The organism is Micromonospora chokoriensis (genome assembly GCF_900091505.1).
Classification (GTDB): Bacteria; Actinomycetota; Actinomycetes; order Mycobacteriales; family Micromonosporaceae; genus Micromonospora; species Micromonospora chokoriensis.
This window is the reverse complement of sequence record NZ_LT607409.1, coordinates 4,848,271-4,868,176: the sequence shown is the minus strand read 5'-3', so window position 1 is coordinate 4,868,176 and position 19,906 is coordinate 4,848,271. Positions and strand designations below refer to the sequence as shown.

Annotated in this window: 23 protein-coding genes; 14 read left to right on the top strand and 9 right to left on the bottom strand. The window is 72.5% G+C overall.

Annotated elements, in window-relative coordinates:
• Window positions 1-261 (bottom strand): hypothetical protein, encoded by a 261-nt coding sequence (locus GA0070612_RS22550; protein ID WP_088989728.1) that lies wholly within the window; start codon window positions 259-261, stop codon window positions 1-3.
• A gap of 152 nt (window positions 262-413) precedes the next feature.
• A complete protein-coding gene (locus tag GA0070612_RS22545; RefSeq protein ID WP_197699219.1) occupies window positions 414-806 on the bottom strand; it encodes a PIN domain-containing protein in 393 nt (130 codons plus the stop codon).
• Window positions 807-947: 141 nt separating this feature from the next.
• On the opposite strand from GA0070612_RS22545, the gene GA0070612_RS22540 reads away from it, so the two are divergent.
• Genes GA0070612_RS22540 through GA0070612_RS22530 form a run of 3 tightly spaced genes read left to right on the top strand, consistent with a single transcriptional unit; the run spans window position 948 to window position 4,059 of the window.
• Window positions 948-3,506 carry an ATP-dependent Clp protease ATP-binding subunit gene (locus GA0070612_RS22540; RefSeq protein ID WP_088989727.1) on the top strand — a complete coding sequence of 853 codons (2,559 nt, stop codon included), beginning with the start codon at window positions 948-950 and terminating at the stop codon, window positions 3,504-3,506.
• Window positions 3,503-3,709 (top strand): hypothetical protein, encoded by a 207-nt coding sequence (locus GA0070612_RS22535; protein WP_088989726.1) that lies wholly within the window; start codon window positions 3,503-3,505, stop codon window positions 3,707-3,709. Before GA0070612_RS22540 ends, GA0070612_RS22535 begins: the two co-directional genes overlap by 4 nt.
• Window positions 3,709-4,059 (top strand): DUF3140 domain-containing protein, encoded by a 351-nt coding sequence (locus GA0070612_RS22530; protein WP_088989725.1) that lies wholly within the window; start codon window positions 3,709-3,711, stop codon window positions 4,057-4,059. The genes GA0070612_RS22535 and GA0070612_RS22530 overlap by 1 nt, the downstream gene beginning before the upstream one ends.
• Before the next feature lie 56 nt (window positions 4,060-4,115).
• On the opposite strand, the gene GA0070612_RS22525 is transcribed toward GA0070612_RS22530, so the two are convergent.
• The 3 genes from GA0070612_RS22525 to GA0070612_RS22515 all read right to left on the bottom strand — a co-directional run bounded on the left by GA0070612_RS22525 (window position 4,116) and on the right by GA0070612_RS22515 (window position 6,084).
• The gene (locus GA0070612_RS22525) at window positions 4,116-4,361 is read right to left on the bottom strand and encodes a hypothetical protein (RefSeq protein ID WP_088989724.1); all 246 of its coding nucleotides are present in this window, start codon (window positions 4,359-4,361) and stop codon (window positions 4,116-4,118) included.
• 46 nt (window positions 4,362-4,407) lie between these two features.
• Window positions 4,408-5,388: a LysR family transcriptional regulator gene (locus tag GA0070612_RS22520; protein WP_088989723.1), complete on the bottom strand. Its 981-nt coding sequence runs from the start codon at window positions 5,386-5,388 to the stop codon at window positions 4,408-4,410.
• An 87-nt stretch (window positions 5,389-5,475) separates the two neighbouring features.
• On the bottom strand, window positions 5,476-6,084 hold the full coding sequence (locus GA0070612_RS22515; protein WP_088991690.1) for a hemerythrin domain-containing protein: 609 nt from the start codon (window positions 6,082-6,084) through the stop codon (window positions 5,476-5,478).
• A 183-nt stretch (window positions 6,085-6,267) separates the two neighbouring features.
• On the opposite strand from GA0070612_RS22515, the gene GA0070612_RS22510 reads away from it, so the two are divergent.
• Together GA0070612_RS22510 and GA0070612_RS22505 are read left to right on the top strand one after the other, a co-directional pair.
• Window positions 6,268-7,596 (top strand): M20/M25/M40 family metallo-hydrolase, encoded by a 1,329-nt coding sequence (locus GA0070612_RS22510; protein WP_088989722.1) that lies wholly within the window; start codon window positions 6,268-6,270, stop codon window positions 7,594-7,596.
• A gap of 57 nt (window positions 7,597-7,653) precedes the next feature.
• Window positions 7,654-8,316, top strand: coding sequence for a hypothetical protein (locus GA0070612_RS22505; RefSeq protein ID WP_088989721.1), 663 nt, complete (start codon window positions 7,654-7,656; stop codon window positions 8,314-8,316).
• 118 nt (window positions 8,317-8,434) lie between these two features.
• On the opposite strand, the gene GA0070612_RS22500 is transcribed toward GA0070612_RS22505, so the two are convergent.
• The 3 genes from GA0070612_RS22500 to GA0070612_RS22490 form a co-directional block, all read right to left on the bottom strand.
• Window positions 8,435-8,626: a DUF5703 family protein gene (locus GA0070612_RS22500; RefSeq protein ID WP_088989720.1), complete on the bottom strand. Its 192-nt coding sequence runs from the start codon at window positions 8,624-8,626 to the stop codon at window positions 8,435-8,437.
• 233 nt (window positions 8,627-8,859) lie between these two features.
• A complete protein-coding gene (locus tag GA0070612_RS22495) occupies window positions 8,860-9,750 on the bottom strand; it encodes an SseB family protein (RefSeq protein WP_088989719.1) in 891 nt (296 codons plus the stop codon).
• Complete coding sequence (locus GA0070612_RS22490; protein WP_088989718.1) at window positions 9,747-10,166, bottom strand: YbaB/EbfC family nucleoid-associated protein; 420 nt, start codon at window positions 10,164-10,166, stop codon at window positions 9,747-9,749. Before GA0070612_RS22490 ends, GA0070612_RS22495 begins: the two co-directional genes overlap by 4 nt.
• A gap of 93 nt (window positions 10,167-10,259) precedes the next feature.
• Between GA0070612_RS22490 and GA0070612_RS22485 the strand changes: the two genes are divergently transcribed.
• Genes GA0070612_RS22485 through GA0070612_RS22475 form a run of 3 tightly spaced genes read left to right on the top strand, consistent with a single transcriptional unit; the run spans window position 10,260 to window position 12,580 of the window.
• The gene (locus GA0070612_RS22485; RefSeq protein WP_088989717.1) at window positions 10,260-10,592 is read left to right on the top strand and encodes a hypothetical protein; all 333 of its coding nucleotides are present in this window, start codon (window positions 10,260-10,262) and stop codon (window positions 10,590-10,592) included.
• The gene (locus tag GA0070612_RS22480; protein ID WP_088989716.1) at window positions 10,589-11,650 is read left to right on the top strand and encodes a WXG100 family type VII secretion target; all 1,062 of its coding nucleotides are present in this window, start codon (window positions 10,589-10,591) and stop codon (window positions 11,648-11,650) included. Before GA0070612_RS22485 ends, GA0070612_RS22480 begins: the two co-directional genes overlap by 4 nt.
• A 21-nt stretch (window positions 11,651-11,671) precedes the next feature.
• Window positions 11,672-12,580: a hypothetical protein gene (locus tag GA0070612_RS22475; RefSeq protein ID WP_088989715.1), complete on the top strand. Its 909-nt coding sequence runs from the start codon at window positions 11,672-11,674 to the stop codon at window positions 12,578-12,580.
• Between the two features lie 60 nt (window positions 12,581-12,640).
• Here the strand turns inward: GA0070612_RS22475 and GA0070612_RS22470 are convergent, their stop codons facing one another.
• Window positions 12,641-13,612: an aldo/keto reductase gene (locus GA0070612_RS22470; RefSeq protein WP_088989714.1), complete on the bottom strand. Its 972-nt coding sequence runs from the start codon at window positions 13,610-13,612 to the stop codon at window positions 12,641-12,643.
• Between the two features lie 186 nt (window positions 13,613-13,798).
• On the opposite strand from GA0070612_RS22470, the gene GA0070612_RS22465 reads away from it, so the two are divergent.
• The 6 genes from GA0070612_RS22465 (at window position 13,799) to mshC (ending at window position 19,504) form a co-directional block, all read left to right on the top strand.
• A complete protein-coding gene (locus GA0070612_RS22465) occupies window positions 13,799-14,851 on the top strand; it encodes an LLM class F420-dependent oxidoreductase (RefSeq protein WP_088989713.1) in 1,053 nt (350 codons plus the stop codon).
• The gene (locus GA0070612_RS22460; protein WP_088989712.1) at window positions 14,848-15,684 is read left to right on the top strand and encodes an undecaprenyl-diphosphate phosphatase; all 837 of its coding nucleotides are present in this window, start codon (window positions 14,848-14,850) and stop codon (window positions 15,682-15,684) included. The genes GA0070612_RS22465 and GA0070612_RS22460 overlap by 4 nt, the downstream gene beginning before the upstream one ends.
• Window positions 15,685-15,934: 250 nt before the next feature.
• Entirely contained in the window at window positions 15,935-16,648 is a 714-nt protein-coding gene (locus tag GA0070612_RS22455; RefSeq protein ID WP_088989711.1) for an MSMEG_4193 family putative phosphomutase, read from the top strand.
• A gap of 157 nt (window positions 16,649-16,805) precedes the next feature.
• Window positions 16,806-17,384, top strand: coding sequence for a DUF3090 domain-containing protein (locus GA0070612_RS22450; RefSeq protein WP_088989710.1), 579 nt, complete (start codon window positions 16,806-16,808; stop codon window positions 17,382-17,384).
• Window positions 17,381-18,199, top strand: a complete 819-nt coding sequence (locus tag GA0070612_RS22445; protein WP_088989709.1) for an SCO1664 family protein — start codon at window positions 17,381-17,383, stop codon at window positions 18,197-18,199. Before GA0070612_RS22450 ends, GA0070612_RS22445 begins: the two co-directional genes overlap by 4 nt.
• 66 nt (window positions 18,200-18,265) lie before the next feature.
• Window positions 18,266-19,504, top strand: coding sequence for a cysteine--1-D-myo-inosityl 2-amino-2-deoxy-alpha-D-glucopyranoside ligase (gene mshC, locus GA0070612_RS22440; protein WP_088989708.1), 1,239 nt, complete (start codon window positions 18,266-18,268; stop codon window positions 19,502-19,504).
• Window positions 19,505-19,906: the final 402 nt, after the last annotated feature.

Sequence of the window (19,906 nt, the reverse complement as noted above, 5' to 3'; positions counted from 1 at the left end):
CTACAGGGTGGCGACGTAGAGCTGCGCCTGCTCCACCGCGACAAGTGTCGCGGCGAGACACTCCTCCAGCTCCTGGCTGGCCTGTGTCAGCGACGCCTGGGCCGCTTCCACAGTCTCGTGCCCGCTGCCCTCCAGGGCGCCGGCGAGGGTCTGCTGCGCCTCGGTCAGTTTCTCGCCGGCCGCCTGCACGGCTGTCTGCCCGTCCCCGATCTGTTGGAGGGCGACATCGATGGCAGCCTTCAACTCGGCGACGCTCGCCACGGCGGAACCTCCTGGGGGCGGGGAGATCTCCATTAGAGCCTATCGGCGGTTCCGAAAGAACATCCGCCCTGTCGGTGTTCCTGCCCGGCTGTCCGGAAGACACCCGGAAGTGCCGGGAGTCCGTTCTGTGGGAGTCCCAGTGCGAGAACTTCTCAGTTGTTGGTCGGGTTCTCCCGGAGCCAGCGCGGGCCGTATACCTCGGCACCCAGCGCCGTCACCCGTCCGCGCAACTCCCGGTCGGCGGTGACCACCAGCCGGCGGCGCTGCGGCGCGTCGGCCACCAGCTCGACGACCGTGTCGTCGCCGGACCCGGCGGCGGAGACCACCCGGACGCCCTCCGTGCCCGGCACGTCCCGCGCGGCCCCCTCGACCACCAGCACCACCTCCACCGGGGCGGGCAGACGAGCCGGCAACCCGACGGTCGCCACCGGGGCGAGCGAGTCGCGCAACCGTGCCGCCGCGCCGGCGCGGTCACGCCACCACCCGTTCGGGCGGGAGCCCACCACGTTGGCGCCATCCACGATCAACAGCGGTGTCTCGTTCATCCCACCAGCCTGCCACCACCGGCCGGCCCTGGCCGGCTGCCACACCCGGGACGCCACCACGGCCACCGCCTGCGGCGTTTGTCGGGGCGCGCGCCGGGTAGCCCCTGCCGACCGTGCCGCGCCCGACTGCGGAGGAGAGACATGATGGGACCCGGTGACATCGGCTCCGACCCGTGGGACGAATTCCTGGCCCGGTACTTCGGCCGGGGCGAGGGGGGACGCCGGCCACCGCACCGGGTCGACATCACCCGACTGATGACGGCCGACGCCCGGGAGATGCTGGCCGACGCGGCCCGGCGGGCCGCCCAACGCCAGAGCAGCGACCTGGACACCGACCACCTGCTCTGGGCGGCACTGCAACGCGAACCCCTGCGTGACCTGGTACGTCGGGCCGGCGCCGACCCGGACACCCTGCTCAACGCCCTGGGTGGCAAGGGTGACGGCGCGCCGCGCGGGGAGGTGCCGCCCAACCTGTCGTTGACGCCGGCCGCCAAGCGGGCGCTGCTCGACGCCCACCAGCTGTCCCGGGCGATGGGCGCCAACTACATCGGCCCGGAACACATCCTGATGGCGTTGCCGCTCAACCCGGAGTCGCCGGCCGGGCGGATGCTGGCCGCCGGACGGATCCAACCCGAGTCGTTGCAGGCCGCCAACGCCGAACGCGGGCCGATGACCGGGCCGAAGCCGGACCGCGGCACCCCCACCCTGGACCAGTACGGGCAGGACCTCACCGACCTGGCCCGCAACGACCAGATCGACCCGGTGATCGGACGGGCCGACGAGATCGAGCAGGCCGTCGAGATCCTGTCCCGGCGCACCAAGAACAACCCGGTGCTGATCGGCGAGGCCGGTGTCGGCAAGACCGCCATCGTCGAGGGCCTGGCCGAACGGATCTGCGACGGCGACGTCCCGCAGACCCTGCTCGGCAAGCGGGTCGTCCAACTGGACCTCGCCGGCCTGGTCGCCGGCACCCGCTACCGGGGCGACTTCGAGGAGCGGCTGAAGAAGGTCATCGACGAGATCCGCGCGCACCGGGACGAGCTGATCATCTTCCTGGACGAGATCCACACCCTGGTCGGCGCGGGTGGTGCCGGCAGCGAGGGCGGGATGGACGCGTCCAACATGCTCAAACCCGCCCTCGCGCGTGGCGAGCTGCGGGTGATCGGCGCGACGACGCTGGACGAGTACCGCAAGAGCATCGAGAAGGACGCCGCGCTGGCCCGGCGCTTCCAACCGGTGTTGGTGCCCGAGCCCAGCATCGACGACACGATCGCGATCCTGCGCGGGCTGCGTGACCGCTACGAGGCCCACCACCAGGTGCGCTTCACCGACGAGGCGCTGGTCGCCGCCGCCGAGCTGTCCGACCGCTACGTGACCGACCGGTTCCTGCCGGACAAGGCCATCGACCTCATCGACCAGGCCGGCGCGCGGGTGCGGCTGCGCACCCGCACCCCCGCCTCCGACGTGCGGGAGCTGGAGCAGGAGCTCGACGAGGTACGCCGGGACAAGGAGCAGGCCGTCACCGACGAGCAGTACGAGCGGGCCTCCGCCCTGCGCGACCGGATCTCCGAACTGGAACAGGAGATCCGCCGGGCCAACGGCGAGGACGGGATGTCCTCGTCGCAGGTGCCCGAGGTTGGCCCGCAGGAGATCGCCGAGGTGGTCTCCCGGGCCACCGGCATCCCGATCAGCCAGCTCACCGAGGAGGAACGCGACCGGTTGCTGCGCCTGGAGGGGCACCTGCACCAGAAGGTGGTCGGCCAGGACGACGCCGTCACCGCGGTCGCCGAGGCCGTGCGCCGCTCCCGGGCCGGGCTGGCCGACCCGGACCGGCCGATGGGTAGTTTCCTGTTCCTCGGCCCCACCGGCGTGGGCAAGACCGAGTTGGCCCGCGCCCTGGCCGAGGCGCTGTTCGGCGAGGCGGACCGGATGGTCCGGGTGGACATGAGCGAGTTCCAGGAACGGCACACCGTCAGCCGGTTGGTCGGCGCGCCGCCCGGATACGTCGGCTACGAGGAGGCCGGCCAGCTCACCGAGGCGGTCCGCCGCCGCCCGTACGCGGTGGTGCTGCTCGACGAGATCGAGAAGGCCCACCCCGACGTGTTCAACATCCTGCTCCAGGTGCTCGACGACGGGCGGCTCACCGACAGCCAGGGTCGGACGGTGAACTTCAAGAACACCGTGCTGATCATGACGAGCAACCTCGGTTCCGAGCTGATCACCGGCGCCCAGCGGGCCGTCGGCTTCGGCGCCGGCGACGTCGGCAGCGAGCAGGAGAACGACGAACTGCGCGAGCGGCTGATGCGTCGCCTGCAGGAGAACTTCCGCCCGGAGTTCCTCAACCGCATCGACGAGGTCATCATCTTCCGCCGGCTGGAGGCCGAGCAGTTGCGCGACATCACCGCGCTGCTGCTGGAGGAGACCCGCCGCCGCATGCACGCCCAGGACCTCCAGGTGGAGTTCACCACCGCCGGCATCGACTGGCTCGCCGAACACGGCTACCAGCCGGAGTTCGGCGCCCGCCCACTGCGCCGCGTGATCCAGCGGGAGGTGGACAACCACCTGTCCCGGATGCTGCTGGAATCGGCGATCTCGCCGGGGCAGAAGGTCACGGTGGACGTCCGCGACGGCGCGCTCACCTTCGACGTGAGCGCCGGCGAGCGCGGGTACACCCCCGCCACGACCACACACCCACGATGAGCGGGCCGGCACGACGAGACGAGAACGAGCACCCACGCGAGCCCGCGAAACCCCGGGACGAGGACGACCATCCCGACCCGATCCTGGCGCCGCCCACCGCGAACCCCCGCCGCACGCGGGTGCCCGCCGAGGGCCTGCATCCGAAGACCGACCAGGAGGACGACCCGGAGACGTCCGGGCACCGCCGGCGAGAGGAGACCTGATGGTACGCGAAGCGCGGCTCGACCCCGAGGTGGAAGTGCTCTGGGAGGACTTCCACGCCGAGGTGAACGTCCCGTCGGAGCAGCTACGCACGTGGCTGCTGACGCGGGGCTCCGGGGAGGAGTCGTTCAGCCCGAACCCGAACCTCGACCTGCCCCAGCCGGGCCGGGAGATCCTCAAGGTGTTGAACAAGCGCAAGGTCGACCTCACCCCGGAGGACATCGAGGTGATGCGGGAGGCGGTCGAGCGCATCCGCGAGCTGATGGACGCCAAGCCGTCGCGCGGCAACGCCGACGACGACTGGCGACACTCCCTGCTCGACCTGGGACACGACCCGCTCGTCGAACGCTGACCGTGCCATTCGACGGTGCCGCCCCGCCTCCGGGACGGCACCGTCGACATGTGCCGCTACTGGCCCTGGTCGGATTCCAGGCTGGCGATGGTCAGTCCGGCGGCGTCCGCCGCCGCGTCCCGGTCACCACGGGTCTGGTCCTCCCGGGTGAGCAGGTTCGCGTACTCGGTGACGTCGGCCGGGTCGGGCACCGTCGGCAGGCGGCGCAGGAACGCCTCCACGTCGCGGGTGGCGGCGGTGTGCGCGGCGGCCGCCTGGCGCAGCAGTTCGCGGTCGTCGGCGGGCGGGTAGAGGTCCGTCATGTCCGCCAGATACCCGGCCAACGGCGGTTCGCACCCCACCCTGCGCTCAGACCGGCCGGATCCCGCTGGGCTGCCGCACCCCGAACCCGGGGTTGCTCATCAGCCAGGCCAGGTACGCGGGATGCGGGGCCAACGAGTCGACGTACGCCGCCTTGGCCGTCTCCACCACCATCTCGGCGCCCTGGGCGGCGGGGGAGTCCGGGTGCCAGCCGAGCAGGAGCCGCCAGCGCAGCGGTGTCCCGGCGAGCCGACGGGTCACCAACCCGGCCACCGGGCGGAACGTCGCCTGGCACAGCGCCACCGCCACACCGGCGTCCACCAGGTCGATGCAGCCGCGGATGTCGGTCTCGTACACCTTGCGGGGGGTGAAACCGGCACGGGCGCACGCGGCGGCGAAGCAGTCGCCGAAGCAGCCGTCACCCGGCGCGGCCACCCACTGCTCGTGGCGCAGGTCCGCCAGGCGCACCTCGTCGTGGGCGGCGAGGGGGTGCGTCTCCGGCAGCAGCACCAGCACCGGGTCGATGGCCACCTCCTGCCAGCTCAACCCGAAACCGGCGGACGGGCTGGCGTCGCCGCACACACCGGTCAGCGCGAAGTCCAGCCGACCGCCGGACACCAACTGCGCCAACTCGTCCACCGACCAGGAGGCGAATGTGGTGATCTGGGCCGGCGGCTGCGCGGCCGCCAACCGGTGCACCAACCGACCCAGGATCGGGCTGTTCACCCCACCGAACCGGTAGCAGGTGGGGGCACCGCCGGCCCCGGCCAACCGCGCAGCCTCGTCCTGCAGCCCCTTCATCGCCGGCAGCAGCACCCGGGCGCGGGCCAGCACCAGCTCGCCGAGCGCGGTGGGCCGGGCACCACGCCGGTCCCGGTCGAACAGCGGGCCGCCCAGCGTCCGCTCGATGCGTTGGAGCTGGGCGGTGAGGGCCGGCTGGGCCAGGCCGAGCGCCGACGCCGCCTTCGTCACACTCCCCGTCTCCGCGATCGCGCAGACCACCCGCAGGTGACGCAGCTCCAGGTTCATAGGGTGACGGTAGGACTACAGCGTCACCCGGCGGAATAGCCCGAGCGGATCGGTGATAATGAATGCATTGCCGGGCGGGGTCCGCGCTCAGTCGCGGGGTGGCTCCGGCAGGTCCGCCAGGTAGGTCGGTCGCCGGGTCACCGCGTCGAGGACCTTGTCCACCACACCGACCGCCGGCTCCACGATCCGGTTCCACGGAGGGGTGGCCGGCGTGCCCGGGTGGGGGCGGGTCGGCGCCGCCTCCTCGGCGATCTCCAACCGGTTGCCCAGGCGGATCAGCTCCTCCTCGGTCGCGGCCGCCCGCAGCTCGGTGACGAGCGCGCCGACACCGTCCACGTGGTGACGAACCCGCCCGGCGACGTCGGTCAGCGCCTCGTCGGTGAGGCCCTTCAGGGCGTTCAGCAGGCCGGCGTCGGCGGTGATCTCGGCGTCCACCCGCTCGCCGGCGGCCGGCAGCGCCGCGCGTACCGCCGGCAACAGGTACTGCTCCTCGGCGGACAGGTGCCGCGACAACGCGGCGGTGAGCACCGCCAGCGCCTCCTGCGGTGTGGACTCCGGGCCGGTCAACTGCTCCACCAGCGACAGCAGTTGCTGATGCTCCCGGTCGACGATGTCGGCGATGCTGCGACCGGCGGGGCGGTAGCCCTCCTCGGGTGCGGGCGCGGGCGGCAGCGGTGGTAGGGGAACGGCGGACATGGTGCCCTCCTCGACTGGCGGGCGGAAGCTCCGGCAGGGGACGTTCGGTCGTGGGCGGCGGTACCCGAACGCGGTCACCGCGAAACCGACCCGTCGATGCGTCGACCCGCGCGCGTCGGCGCGCCGGCCCGACCACGCCGGTGCGCCGGCCCGTCGGCCACCTCGGGCTGGTATGAAGAGGCGATGACGAGCGACGCCGCCTCCCCCCGCATCGACCCGACCGCAGAGGTCGTCGACCTCTGCCGCGACCTGCTGCGCATCGACACCACCAACACCGGTGACAACGACACCAGCGTCGGTGAGCGCCGCGCGGCCGAGTACGTGGCGGAGAAGCTCGCCGAGGTGGGCGTGGAGTCCGTCCTGCACGAGTCCGCGCCGGGCCGGGCGAACGTGGTCGCCCGCATCCCGGGCACCGACCCGAGCCGGGGCGCGCTGCTGGTGCACGGCCACCTGGACGTGGTGCCCGCCGACGCCGACGAGTGGTCGGTGCACCCGCTCTCCGGTGAGCTGCGCGACGGCTACCTGTGGGGTCGCGGCGCCATCGACATGAAGGACTTCGACGCGATGGTCCTGGCCGTCGTGCGGCACTGGCAGCGCACCGGCGTACGACCGCCGCGCGACATCGTGCTCGCGTACACCGCCGACGAGGAGGCGGGCAGCGACTACGGCGCCCGCTTCCTGGTGGACAACCACCGGGGCCTCTTCGACGGCTGCACCGAGGCGATCGGCGAGGTCGGCGGCTTCTCCTACTCGGTCAACGACAGCCAGCGGCTCTACCTGATCGAGACCGCCGAGAAGGGCATCGACTGGCTGCGGCTGCACGCCAAGGGTCGCCCCGGGCACGGCTCGATGGTGCACGACGACAACGCGGTCACCGCGCTCGCCGAGGCGGTCGCCCGGATCGGCCGGCACCGCTTCCCGGTGGTGGTCACCGACACCGTACGGGCGTTCCTGACCGAGGTCTCCGACCTGCTCGGCGTCGAGTTGGACCCGGACGACCCGGAGACGGCCATCGCCAAGCTCGGCCCGATCGCCAACCTGATCGGCGCGACGATCCGCAACACCGCCAACCCGACCCGGTTGAGCGCCGGCTACAAGGACAACGTCATCCCCGGCCGCGCCACCGCCACCATCGACTGCCGCAGCCTGCCCGGCCAGTCCGAGCTGCTGGAGCGACAGCTGCGCGAGCTGGTCGGCCCGGACATCGCGATCGAGTACATCCAGCGGCAGCCGGCGCTGGAAACCACCTTCGACGGTGACCTGGTCGAGGCCATGTCTGCCGCCCTGCGCGCCGAGGACCCGGGGGCGCGCCCGGTCCCGTACATGCTCTCCGGCGGCACCGACGCCAAGGCGTTCTCCCAGCTCGGCATCCGCTGCTTCGGGTTCGCCCCCCTCAAGCTGCCCGCCGACCTGAACTTCTCGGCGTTGTTCCACGGCATCGACGAGCGCGTTCCGGTCGACGGACTACAGTTCGGCGTGCGGGTGCTCGACCGGTTCCTGCGCACCTGCTAGTCGTGTCCGGCACTTGCCGTCGGCGCGCAACCTGCTTATCCGAAGGGACTGCCCCACATGACCGACCAGCACGGTGAGCTGGACGCCGCTCTCGAGCGCGTGATCGAAGCGGCCCGCCACCACCTGGCCGCTGTACGCGCCGCCCAGGGCCGCGTCGACGACGACGACGTCTGGCAGGCGTACGTGGCGTTGAACAACGCCTCCTTCGCGTACGACGAGCGGCTGCTCGACGCCTTCGGCGAGGTGACGCCGTGGGATGTCGACTCGATCGACCCGGACGAGGCCGACGAGCGTTTCGGCGGCGTCGACGGTGCCGAGGCCAGTGACCCGCACCCGAGGGTGATCTCGGTGCGCCAGCGCCGTGACTACCGGGTGCCGAGCGTGGCCGCGCTGCTGCGCGTGGCCGAGGCCGCCCGGCGGGAGGGGACCCCGGAGGACGACGAGCCGGCACCGGTGGAGGGCGTCGGCGAGGCGGTGCTGGAGTTGCTGCAGAGCGGCGACGGCTCGCTCGGCGCGCTGGACGTCCCGGAGTTGGAGCCACTCGACGGGGTGGTGATGGTCAGCGAGGTGGGCACCCCCGTCGACCTGGAGTCGTTCGACGACGACGACGCGGTCGGCCCGTTCCAACCGGCGGCCGACGACCGGCTCGTCGGCCGGCTCGACGAGCACCCGTTCATGGAGCTCGACGACGATCACGACCACGCGGGGCACCAGCACTAGACGGTACGCCCGCACCCGGGCCGGTGTGCGCTCGCCGTGTCGAGGTGCCGGTGAGCGATATACCTCAGAGGTATGAATATGATTCTGGGGTATATCGTTCACCGGCGGCACGGCCCGCTCAGTACGACAGGCCCGGCTGCGGCTGGTTGACCAGTCGACGGCGGAGCACCACCTGCCGCGTGCCGTCGCGGTAGAGCCGCACCCGGGCCAGCTCCCATCCGGAGAACTCCGCCTGGATCGCCAACTGCGCCGCGGCGGTCAACCGGTCGACGTTCGGCGGCAACCGCAGCGGCGCGTATTCGTAGTCCATGCTATCCATGCTGCCCAGCCCAGCGGCCATTTGCCACCCCAACCCCCTCGGGGGTGACCGACGCCGCTGATGAGCCCTCCCGTCGCGCCAACCCCCCGCCCCGGTGGATGAGCCCCCACAGGTCCGCGCCGATCATGGAGTTGTGGTGTCCGAATTCGCCCCATGTGCGCATCTTTGTCACCCACCACAACTCCATGATCGACGGGGCAGTGCGGTGACGGCCGCCCTGGAACTCAGCGGGTGGGGGCGTTCGCCGTCAGCAGGGTCGCCAGCGCCGGCGCGGACAGCGCGACCGCCTGGGCGCTGCCCGGGTCGACCGCCAGCCCCCAGGAGGGGGCCGGCCAGTCCTCGAACAGGTCGGCGCAGGGCAGCGCGACGAACGACACCCCGTCCCCGGCGAACGCGGCGAGCGCCTTCGGCGAGGTGAAGACCGGCAGCAGCGGCGCGCCGGTCGCGTCGCCGATCACCGTCCACGGGAACTCGGCATCCGGCATCGGTTCCCCGGCCAGCGGCACGCACACCGTCGCGCCGGCCAGCACTGCGAGGTAGCCGGGCAGGTCACGCCGGTCGACGGCCGCGCCGAGGAGTGCCACCACCGCCGGCTCCGCCGCCCCGGTCGGAGCCGCCCCGGTCGGAGCCGCCCCGGTCGGAGCCGCCCCGGTCGGACTCGGCCCGGTCCGAGCCGCCTCGGCCGCAGCCGCCTCGGCCGCAGCCGCCTCGGCCGCAGCCGCCTCGGCCGCAGCCGCAGTCGGCCGGGTCGGGGCCGGTCGCTGCGGCGAGCCGGGGCGCGCGGCCGGCGGCACCGCCCGGCAGGAGAGCGCACCCGGCCGGTCGGTCAACACCTCGGCGGCGGTACGGGCCACGAGCGCACTGAGTCGCTCCACCTGCTGCGGGGTGCGCGGAACCTCGTACCACCAGGCCTCGTCGCCGGTCGGACGGTGCCACCCCAGTGCGGCCAGGCGTGCCTCGTCGTGGCCGGGGCTGACCACCCGCACGACCTCGCGGCGCACCAGCAGGCGGATGCCGCGCGGACCGGCGGAGAGTTCCAGGTCGGTGTCCCGGTCGCAGCGGGCGATCGTGTCCCGCAGCCGCGTGACGATCTCCGGCCAGGTCGGCGACGTCACGCCGGTGGGCCGGGCAGGCGGGCGTCCAGCCGGCCGAGCCGGGCCACGGTCTCCTCCAGGCGGCCCAGGGCCGAGAAGTCGCCCGGCGTGCCGAACAGGTCGCCCAGGCTCGCGCCGAGCGCGCCGTCCAACCCCTCGGTGTGCTCGTCGACGTGGTCGCCGGCGGCCGCGCGGGCCCGCCGGTACGCGTCGAGCACCAGCTCCGCCACGCCCTCGGTGCCGGCGCGCAGCGCGGCGGGCGCGAGAGTGAGGCCGGTCAGCGCCCCGGTGGCGTCGACGGTCGCCGAGACCAGGCCACTCTCGTCGGTAGCGGTGCCCGACAGCGCGGCCAGCTCGTCGCCCAGCCCGGCGAACCGGCGCTCGATATCGGCGATCCGCCCGGCCAGCGCGTCGAACGCGGACGTCGGGTCCGTCATGAGATCCCTCCCCCGTGGATCGTGCGACCGGGTGGTGCCCGGTGGCCGGGAGATCGTATCGTCGGTTCGCTCGGCTCATGGGGGAGGAACGGCATGCCACCGGACATCGATGTCGACGTGCAGGCGGTCCGTCGACTGGAGACAGCCGCGAAACACGTCGCCAGTTCGCTCGCCGCGCTGGAGGCGCAGATCGTCTCGGCCGGTGACGTGCCGTCGGACGCCTTCGGCCACCTGCCGTTCGCCAGTGACCTGCTGCGCGCGAAGTACGCCGAGCAGGTCACCGGTGGCAAGGAGTTGTTCGCCGCCGCGCACGCCGCGTTCGGTCGGGTCGGCGCGGCGTTGGGCGACACGGTCGAGGCGTACGAGCGCAACGAGCGGGACCTCGACGCCGGGTTCAAGGCCATCCAGTCGGGGCTGCCCGGATGAGCGGGCCGGCCGGCAGCGCCGTCGAGCTGTGGAACGGCCTCGACAACGCGCTCTCCGGAGTGGAGGACGCCGTCGACAGCGTCTGCCGCACGCTGGCCTGGCCGCTGATCCAGCTCGTCGAGCTGGTCGACGGTGAGCCCGCCGTCCTGCGCGCCAAGGCCGCCGAGTGGGACGCGTTGGCCACGCAGGTCCGCGACCTGGCGCAGGGGCACCGCGGCACCCGGGAGTCCGCGCAGGCCGGGTGGGCCTCACCCTCCGGCGTGGCGTACGGGAAGCGGCTGGCCGAGGTCGAACAGCAGATGCTCGACGTCGCCGAGCAGTTCGCCGCGACAGCGGAGTACCTGCGCAGCGTCGCCGACGGTCTGCAGACCGTCCACGACGTCCTCGTGGACCTCTGCGTCGAGTTCGTGAACTGGATGCTCGTGACGCTGGTGACGGCGCTGCTGATGGCGCCGGTGACCATGGGGGCGTCCTGGGTCGCCGGCGTGGGCGTGACGGTGACCAGGGCCTTGATCGTGGTCACCCGGGCGCTGAAGGTCCTGCGCCCGTTGGCGGCGCACCTGCAGAAGGTCATCCGCCTGCTCCAACGGGTCATGCTGTCCCTGCGGAAGCTCCAGGCGCACCTCGACAAGCTGGTCGCCATGCAGGACAAGCTGCGTACCGGCAGGAAGTACGTCGAGAAGCGCCACGCCGCGGGCAAGGCCGACAAGTGGTTCCACAAGATCTTCGACCCCACCAAGGGCACCTACAAGCTGGGCAAGTCCGGTTCGCCGTTCGACATGGGTGTTTTCGACCGGGCCTCCGCGCTGCGGACGCACGGCGTCGCCGACGGCGCTCGGGTGATCGCGCGGGACTGGGCGACCAACCTTCCGTGGAACGTGCCGAACTCGGTCGTCCACGGCGTCACCTGGGGGACCGTCGCGTTCACCAGCGGGCTGTCCATTCCCGGCGGCGAGCAGGTCGGTGACCAGATCGACCAGGCGGTGCAGGGTGGCGCCGACTGGATCGACCAGAATGTCTTCGGGCAGCCGCCCGCGGGTCAACCCGCGGGCCGGTAGCCCCGGTCGAGGAGGTACGGCGTGACGGCAGAGCAGCGAGGTCGGCTGGGTCGGTTCACCGACGCGGTGCTCGGCGGTGCGCGGGCGGCCCGGGACAAGGCCCGTGAGCTGCGTGAGGAGTTCCGCACCAGCGACGCACCCGAACGTGCCCTGGTGGCGCCGCTCCTGCCCGAGCAGGAGCTGCGCTACGTCGGCCTCGCCCCGGTCCGCTGCCCGGACACGCACAAGGCGGGCCGGCAGCTCGCCGACGTGATGGCCGACAAGTTCGTCGACTCCCTCGACCCGAAGGTGCTGTTCGGCCTGCTCAACATCGTCAACCCGGTGGTCTGGGTCGATGCGGTGCTCACCCCGGTGCGGATGGCGGCGGGTGTGCTGCTGCTGCCGGGCAAGGCGGGTGCCGTTGCCGCCGGCCTGCCGGAGGCGGTCGCCCCGGAGCCGGACCTGCCGCACCAGCCCGTCCAGCGGGAGCCGATCCCGCTCACCGAGGAACAGGAGGCGTTCCGGGCGCTGTTCCGACTCAGCCTGTACCGGCCCCTGGCCGACCAGCTCGCCGAGATCGCCTACCGACGCCGGTACGTCTTCAGCGGCGACCTCGCCACCCTCGCCGGCAGCCTCCTGCTGTTCCTGGATCGCTACACGGGCACCCCGTTCGCGGTGACCGACACCCACCTGCACCTGCTCCGGATGGGCTCCCGCCCGGACGCCGACCGTCCGGACCGGCGCCGACCACGGGTGCTCTGGAGTGTGCCGCTCAGTCGGGTGGCCCGGTTCGACTCCGAGCGCAGTGCGACCGGTCTCGTGCAGCTCACGTCCACGATCGCCTTCGACGACGGCTCGTGGCTCCGGCTCACCCAGCCCGCACTGCGTGACGACCAGTCGCGCTTCTTCACGGCGCTCGGCGACCTTCCCGGTCGGCGTCCGTCGCCCTGAGATGGCCGGCGTCCGTCGCCCTGACGCGGCCGGCGGGTCAGCCTCGACCCGGCGGGCCGGTCAGCCGTCGCGCTCGGGGTAGCCCACCGGCACCGCCGACACGTCGTCCAGCGCGGTGGTGATCTCCTCGGGCAGTGTGATGCGTTCCACCTGGAGAGCGCCGAGCAGCTGCCCCACCGTCCGGGCGCCCAGGATCGGCGCGGTCACCCCCGGCCGGTCCCGGATCCAGGCCAACGCCACCTCCAGCGGCGACACACCCAGCCCGCCGGCCGCGGTCGCCACCGCCTCCACGATGCTGGAGCAGCGCGGCTCCAGGTATGTCGCGACGAACCGTTCGAAGTGCGGCGACGCGGCCCGGGAGTCCGCCGGACGACCGTGCCGGTACTTGCCGGTCAGCACCCCCCGGCCCAGGGGGGACCACGGCAGCACGCCCAGGCCGAGCGCGTCGCACGCGGGCAGCACCTCCCGCTCCACGCCCCGTTCCAGCAGCGAGTACTCCACCTGGGCGGCGACCACCGGCGCCCGGCCCGGCCAGGCGGTCTGCCAGGCGGCGGCCCGCGCGGTCTGCCAACCGGAGAAGTTCGACACACCGACGTAGCGGACCTTGCCGCTGGCCACCGCGTGGTCCAGCGCCGCCAGGGTCTCCTCCAGGGGGGTGTCCGGGTCGTACCCGTGCACCTGGAACAGGTCGACGTGGTCGGTGCCGAGCCGGCGCAGCGACGCGTCCAACGTCCGCAGCAGGTGACCCCGGGAGCCGTCCCGGCGTCGGCCGCTGCCCGGCCGCAACCCGGCCTTCGTGGCGATCAGCAGCTCCTCGCGGGGCACGAGGGAGCCCAGCAGCGAGCCGATCACCGACTCGGCGTCGCCGTCGCCGTACACGTCGGCGGTGTCGATCAGGTTGCCGCCCGCGTCCAGGTAACTCTTCAGCTGGGCGGCCGCATCGTCGGCGTCGGTGTCCCGGCCCCAGGTCATGGTGCCGAGCGCGAGCCGGGAAACCGCCAGCCCGCTTCGGCCGAGCGGTCGCTGTTGCATGGGTGAACCTTATTTCGAACCTGCCGCCACGGATATCCTCGCTCCCGTATCTCTGCCGGTTCTGCCGGTTCCGCCGCCCGGTCCTGTCCCGATGGAGGGGGGACCAAAGGGGTCGAGCCGGTGATCGACTCCGTTATCGGCATTGCGTAACCTGGTGCGACCTGTGCCACGGATGGGGGAGGACCAGTGCGACTCGGGCTCAGTCTTGGATATCAGACGGCGTGGAGCACACCGGCCGACCACCTGGCCCTGGCGCAGGAGGCGGACCGGCTGGGCTACGCGGTGGTGTGGGCGGCGGAGGCCTACGGCTCCGACTCGCCCAGCATGCTGGCCTGGATGGCCGGTCAGACCGAACGCATCGACGTCGGCGCCGCGGTGATGCAGATCCCCGCCCGTACGCCGGCGGCCACCGCGATGACCGCCGCCACCATCGACGCGCTCTCCGGTGGCCGGTTCCGCCTCGGCCTGGGCGTCTCCGGCCCGCAGGTCTCCGAGGGCTGGCACGGTGTGCGGTTCGCCAAGCCCCTCGCCCGGACCCGCGAGTTCGTCGACATCGTGAAGCTGGCCGTGGCCCGCAAGGAGGTGGCGTACGACGGCGAGCACTACACGCTGCCGCTGCCGGACGGCCCCGGTAAGGCCCTGCGGCTGGGCTTCCACCCACCCCGCGAACACATACCGATCTACCTGGCCGCGGTCGGTCCGAAGAACCTGGAGCTGGCCGGCGAGATCGCCGACGGCTGGCTGGCCGTCTTCTACGCCCCGGAGTTCGCCGAGGAGCAGCTCGCCTCGGTGCGCGCCGGGCGGGCGAAGGTCGGCAAGGAGCTGGCCGGGTTCGACGTGGTGCCGTCGGTGCCCGTGGTGATCGGTGACGACGTGGCGTCCTGCGCGGAACTGGTGCGCTGGTACGCGGCGCTGTACGTGGGTGGCATGGGCAGCCGCCAGCAGAACTTCTACAACCAGCTCGCCACCCGGATGGGGTACGGCGACGCCGCCCGCGAGGTGCAGGACCTGTACCTGGCCAAGCGGCAGCGTGACGCCGCCGCCGCCGTGCCGATGGAGTTCATCGACCGGACGTCGCTGCTCGGCCCGAAGGAGCGCGTCGCCGAGCGGATGCGGGAGTACGCCGCCGCCGGCGTCACCACGCTGTCGGTGACCCTGTTCGTGGCCGACCGGGAGAGCGGTGTGCAGACCCTGCGTACCGTCGCCGAGGCACTTGATCTTTCGGGAGTTGGCGAGTGACCTGGGTCGAGGCCATCGTCCTGGGCATCGTCCAGGGACTGACCGAGTTCCTTCCGGTCAGCTCGTCGGGGCATCTGCGGATCACCTCGGCGATCTTCTTCGACCGCGACGCCGGCGCGTCGTTCACCGCGGTCACCCAGCTCGGCACCGAAGCGGCCGTGTTGATCTACTTCGCCAAGGACATCTGGCGGATCACCCGGACCTGGCTGGTCGGCATCCGGGACAGGTCGGTGCGGTCCAGCCTCGACTACCGGATGGGCTGGTACGTGATCGTCGGGTCCATCCCGATCGGGTTGTTCGGTTTCCTGTTCAAGGACCAGATCAAGACGGCCGGGCGCAACCTGTGGCTGGTGGCGACCACGCTGATCGTGTTCGCGTTCGTGCTGGCGTTCGCCGAGTACTGGGGTCGGCAGACCCGCACCCTGGAGAACTTCCGGATGAAGGACGGCATCGTGATGGGCTTCGCCCAGGCCATGGCGCTGGTCCCCGGGGTGTCCCGTTCGGGCGGCACGCTCACCGCCGGCCTGCTGCTCAACCTGACCCGGGAGGCGGCGGCACGGTACTCGTTCCTGCTGGCCATCCCGGCGGTGGTGATGTCCGGCGTGTTCAGCCTCGGTGACGTCTTCGAACCGTCCGCCCCGGGCACGTCCACGCCGTCGGTGGCGCAGATGATCGTGGCCACGGTCATCGCCTTCGGCATCGGGTACGCGGCCATCGCCTGGCTGCTGCGCTATGTCGCCCACCACACCCTGTACGTCTTCGTGCTGTACCGGGTCGCGCTGGGCACCCTGGTCCTGGCCCTGCTGCTGACCGGCACGATCAGCGCCACCTGACCCACCCGTCGACGGCCCCCGGCTGCGCCTGCGGGCGGAGCCGGGGGCCGCGGTCGTCATCCCCGCCCGCCGCCCGCCCATGATCCACTCGGTTTCCTTGAAATCGCGCTGTCCGGGGCGGCCCGACACCCCGACTTCCTGACAACCGAGTCGATCACGAAGATCGGGCATTCGGCGCGCCCCGACGGCGACGACCCCGGGTGGTGCCTCCGGAGCCCGCGACGGCCCGACCGGGAGCGCAGGTCATAGGGTGGTCACCGTGGCGACCCTTCTGCTTCTGCGACACGGCCGGACCACGGCGAACGCCGACGGCGGCCTGGCCGGCCGGCAACCGGTCGAGCTGGACGACACCGGGCGCGCCCAGGCCGTCGCGGTGGGCGAGCGGTTGCGGGCGGTGCCGTTGGCCGCCGTCGTGACGAGCCCGCTGATCCGTTGCCGACAGACCCTGGAGCTGGCGCTGCCGCAGGCCACGCCGGTCGTCGAGGACGGGCTGATCGAGTGTGACTACGGCAGCTGGGAGGGGCAGCCGCTGAAGAAGCTCGCCAAGGAGCCGCTCTGGCCGGTGGTGCAGCAGCGCCCCAGCGCGGCGGTCTTCCCCGACGGGGAGGCGATGGCGGCGATGTCCGCCCGCGCGGTGGCAGCGGTTCGCTCGTGGGACGCCCGGGTGAGCGCCGAGCACGGTCCCGAGGCGGTGTGGCTGGCGTGCAGCCACGGTGATGTGATCAAGGCCATCGTGGCGGACGCGCTCGGCGTACACCTGGATCTCTTCCAGCGGGTCGTGGCCGACCCGGCGTCGGTGACGGTGATCCGGTTCACGCCGCTGCGGCCGTTCCTGGTCCGGCTCAACGACACCGGCGGTGACCTGTCGGGCCTGGTGCCGCCGCCCCGCAAGCGACGTCGGCGGGCGTCCCGGGCGGCTGATTCGGACGCCGCGGTCGGCGGCGGGGCCGGTGCGGCCTCGTGACGACCCCGATCGGTGGCCGCCGGGCCGCACCACCCCGGACCGGCGCGCCGGCCGCCACGCCCGGGTGCAGCAGCTGGTACGCCGGGCGTGCCGGCGCCGCGGCGATTCAGGTCGGTGGGGTGCGCGGTGCCCTGGCGGGCCGGATAGGGTCGTGGGTATGACCCACCAGGTGCACGCCTTCGAACCGCCGGAGCGGTTCGTCGCCGGGACTGTCGGCCCGCCGGGGGAGCGCGCCTTCTTCCTGCAGGCCCGCGGCGGCGGCCGGCTGGTCAGCGTCGCGCTGGAGAAGGTCCAGGTGTCACTGCTCGCCGAGAAGCTGGAGGAGCTGCTCACCGAGGCGCAACGTCGCTTCGGGGTGGACCTGCCCGAGCTGGCGCCGGTGATCGGTGACAACGACCCGCTGGACACTCCGGTCGACGAGGAGTTCCGGGTCGGCACCCTCGGCCTGGCCTTCGACGTGGACACCGCGACAGTGGTGATCGAGGCGATCGCCGCCGGCGAGGTGGAGCCCGAGGTCGAGCTGGGCGACGAGGACGACGAGGACGACGACGAGGACGACGAGCCGGACGAGGACCTGGATCGGCTCCGGGTCCGGCTCACCCCGCAGGCGACCCGCCAGTTCATCGAGCGGGCCCGGCGAGTGGTCAACGCGGGCCGGCCGCCGTGCCCGCTCTGCGGCCAACCGTTGGACCCCGCCGGGCACCTCTGCCCGCGGCACAACGGTTATCACCGGTGACCTCGTCCGGCCTCCAGCCTCGCCAGGACGGTGACGCCGCGCTTCGGCTGCTGCGCGACGGCGTGCTCGACCTGGAAGGTCGGCTGGTCGACGCGTCGAACACGACGCTGCGCGGCATCCTGACCCTGGACGGGATCACCGCCCGCTGCGTCTACAAGCCGGTGCGTGGCGAACGACCGCTCTGGGACTTCCCCGACGGCACCCTGGCCGGCCGGGAGGTCTCGGCGTACCTGGTCTCCGAGGCGACCGGTTGGGGTCTGGTGCCGCCCACGGTGCTGCGCGACGGCCCGTTCGGCCCCGGCTCCTGCCAGCTGTGGATCGACGAGCCGGAGGACGTCGAGGCGCTGGTCGGGTTCCTGCCGGCCGACGAGTTGCCGCCCCGCTGGTTCCCGATCGCCGCGGCCCGGGACGACGACGGCGCGGCGTACGTGTTGGCGCACGCCGAGGATCCCCGGCTGGCCCGACTCGCCGTCCTGGACGCGGTGATCAACAACGCCGACCGTAAGGGTGGTCACGTTCTCGTCGGCGCCGACGACCGGATCTACGGCGTGGACCACGGGGTGAGCTTCCACGTGGAGGACAAGCTGCGCACGGTCCTCTGGGGGTGGGCCGGTCGGCAGCTCCCCCCGGACGCCGTGGAGATGCTCGACGGGCTCGCCGGGCAGGTCACCGGGGCGCTCGGCGAGGAGTTGGCCGACCACCTGACGATCAGCGAGGTGGCCGAGCTGGCCTCCCGGATCGACCGGTTGCGCGAGACCGGCCGTTTCCCACAGCCACCGGAGGACTGGCCGGCGATGCCCTGGCCGCCCATGTGAGCCGCTGTCATCTTGATCACCCGTGGGGTGCTCCGGCGGCGCCGCCGGGCTGGTTAGGCTGATCCCATGGAGTCTTGGGCGGGACACGAGGTGCCACGGCTGCCGGGCACGGGCGAGCCGTTGGCGTTGTACGACTCGGCGCGGCAGGGCGTCCATCCGAGTGACCCGGCCGACGCGGCGAGCATGTACGTCTGCGGCATCACCCCGTACGACGCGACCCACCTCGGCCACGCCGCCACCATGATCACGTTCGACCTGGTGCAGCGGATGTGGCGCGACGCCGGCCGTCCGGTGCGCTACGTGCAGAACGTCACCGACATCGACGATCCGCTGCTGGAGCGGGCTGCCCGCGACGGCGAGGACTGGGTGGTCCTCGCGATGCGGGAGACCGCGCTGTTCCGGGAGGACATGGAGGCGCTGCGGATCATCCCGCCGGCGCACTACGTGGGCGCCGTCGAGTCGATCCCGGACATCGCCGACAAGGTCGAGGTGCTGGTCAAGGACGGTGCCGCGTACCGACTCGACGACGGCACCGGCGACGTCTACTTCGACATCTCCGCCACCGGCCGGTTCGGCTACGAGTCGAACCTGACCCGTGAGCAGATGCTGGAGATCTTCCCCGAGCGCGGCGGTGACCCCGACCGCGCCGGAAAGCGCGACCCACTGGACCCGCTGCTGTGGCGCGGGGCCCGCGAGGGTGAGCCGTCCTGGCCGGGCGGCGACCTGGGTCCGGGCCGCCCCGGCTGGCACATCGAGTGCGCCGTGATCGCCCTGAACCTGCTCGGCGACCGGATCGACGTGCAGGGCGGCGGCAACGACCTGCTGTTCCCGCACCACGAGGCGTCCGCCGCGCACGCCGAGCGGCTCACCGGTCAGGCGCCGTTCGCCGAGCACTACGTGCACGCCGGCATGATCGGCCTGGACGGCGAGAAGATGTCCAAGTCCCGCGGCAACCTGGTCTTCGTGTCCCGGCTGCGCGCCGACAAGGTCGACCCGATGGCGATCCGGCTGGCGTTGATCTCCGGGCATTACCGCAGCGACCGCACCTGGACCGACGAGCTCCTCACCGCGGCTCAGGAGCGCCTGGCCCGCTGGCGGCAGGCCGCCGCCGCGCCCGCCGGGCCGTCCGGCGCCGAGCTGCTCGCCGGGGTACGCGCACGCCTGGCCGACGACCTCGACACCCCCGGCGCCCTGGCCGTGGCGGACCGCTGGGCCGAGGCGACCCTCGCCGGCGCGGCGGACGACCCCGAGGCCCCAGCCCTCTTCGCGAACACGGTCGACGCCCTCCTCGGCATCCGCCTCTAGTCCTCACCCCTCGCCCCGCGCCACGCGGTGTCCTGCGTCGCGCCTGTCCTGGGTCGCGCCTGTCCTGGGTCGCGCCTGTCCTGGGTCGCGCCTGTCTTGCGTCGCGCCTGTCCTGGGTCGCGCCTGTCCTGCGTCGCGCCTGTCCTGCAGGGCATGCGTGCCGCGCGTGCCCTGCCGCGCTGTCCGTGCGTGCCATGCCCTGCGCGCCCGGTGTCGCCGGGCTGATCGACTCAGGTTTCAGGAAGTCGGGGTATCCAGCACGATACAACCCCCCGATTTCCAGAAATCCGAGTCGATCACGCCGGCATCCCTCGTCGATCGTGAGGTTGACGGGCGGTTCGATCTCCGTCGGACCCGCCGGTCTCATGATCGACGGGATGGGCGCGTCGGCACGCCGCCACC

Excerpts from the sequence above, each read along its gene's own strand:
- mshC (WP_088989708.1), top strand. The coding sequence starts at position 18,266 with ATGGAGTCTTGGGCGGGACACGAGGTGCCACGGCTGCCGGGCACGGGC.
- GA0070612_RS22535 (WP_088989726.1), top strand. The coding sequence starts at position 3,503 with ATGAGCGGGCCGGCACGACGAGACGAGAACGAGCACCCACGCGAGCCC.
- GA0070612_RS22500 (WP_088989720.1), bottom strand. The coding sequence starts at position 8,626 with ATGGACTACGAATACGCGCCGCTGCGGTTGCCGCCGAACGTCGACCGG.
- GA0070612_RS22525 (WP_088989724.1), bottom strand. The coding sequence starts at position 4,361 with ATGACGGACCTCTACCCGCCCGCCGACGACCGCGAACTGCTGCGCCAG.
- GA0070612_RS22520 (WP_088989723.1), bottom strand. The coding sequence starts at position 5,388 with ATGAACCTGGAGCTGCGTCACCTGCGGGTGGTCTGCGCGATCGCGGAG.
- GA0070612_RS22450 (WP_088989710.1), top strand. The coding sequence starts at position 16,806 with ATGACCCACCAGGTGCACGCCTTCGAACCGCCGGAGCGGTTCGTCGCC.
- GA0070612_RS22490 (WP_088989718.1), bottom strand. The coding sequence starts at position 10,166 with ATGACGGACCCGACGTCCGCGTTCGACGCGCTGGCCGGGCGGATCGCC.
- GA0070612_RS22480 (WP_088989716.1), top strand. The coding sequence starts at position 10,589 with ATGAGCGGGCCGGCCGGCAGCGCCGTCGAGCTGTGGAACGGCCTCGAC.
- GA0070612_RS22505 (WP_088989721.1), top strand. The coding sequence starts at position 7,654 with ATGACCGACCAGCACGGTGAGCTGGACGCCGCTCTCGAGCGCGTGATC.
- GA0070612_RS22545 (WP_197699219.1), bottom strand. The coding sequence starts at position 806 with ATGAACGAGACACCGCTGTTGATCGTGGATGGCGCCAACGTGGTGGGC.
- GA0070612_RS22540 (WP_088989727.1), top strand. The coding sequence starts at position 948 with ATGATGGGACCCGGTGACATCGGCTCCGACCCGTGGGACGAATTCCTG.
- GA0070612_RS22515 (WP_088991690.1), bottom strand. The coding sequence starts at position 6,084 with ATGTCCGCCGTTCCCCTACCACCGCTGCCGCCCGCGCCCGCACCCGAG.
- GA0070612_RS22485 (WP_088989717.1), top strand. The coding sequence starts at position 10,260 with ATGCCACCGGACATCGATGTCGACGTGCAGGCGGTCCGTCGACTGGAG.
- GA0070612_RS22510 (WP_088989722.1), top strand. The coding sequence starts at position 6,268 with ATGACGAGCGACGCCGCCTCCCCCCGCATCGACCCGACCGCAGAGGTC.
- GA0070612_RS22530 (WP_088989725.1), top strand. The coding sequence starts at position 3,709 with ATGGTACGCGAAGCGCGGCTCGACCCCGAGGTGGAAGTGCTCTGGGAG.
- GA0070612_RS22470 (WP_088989714.1), bottom strand. The coding sequence starts at position 13,612 with ATGCAACAGCGACCGCTCGGCCGAAGCGGGCTGGCGGTTTCCCGGCTC.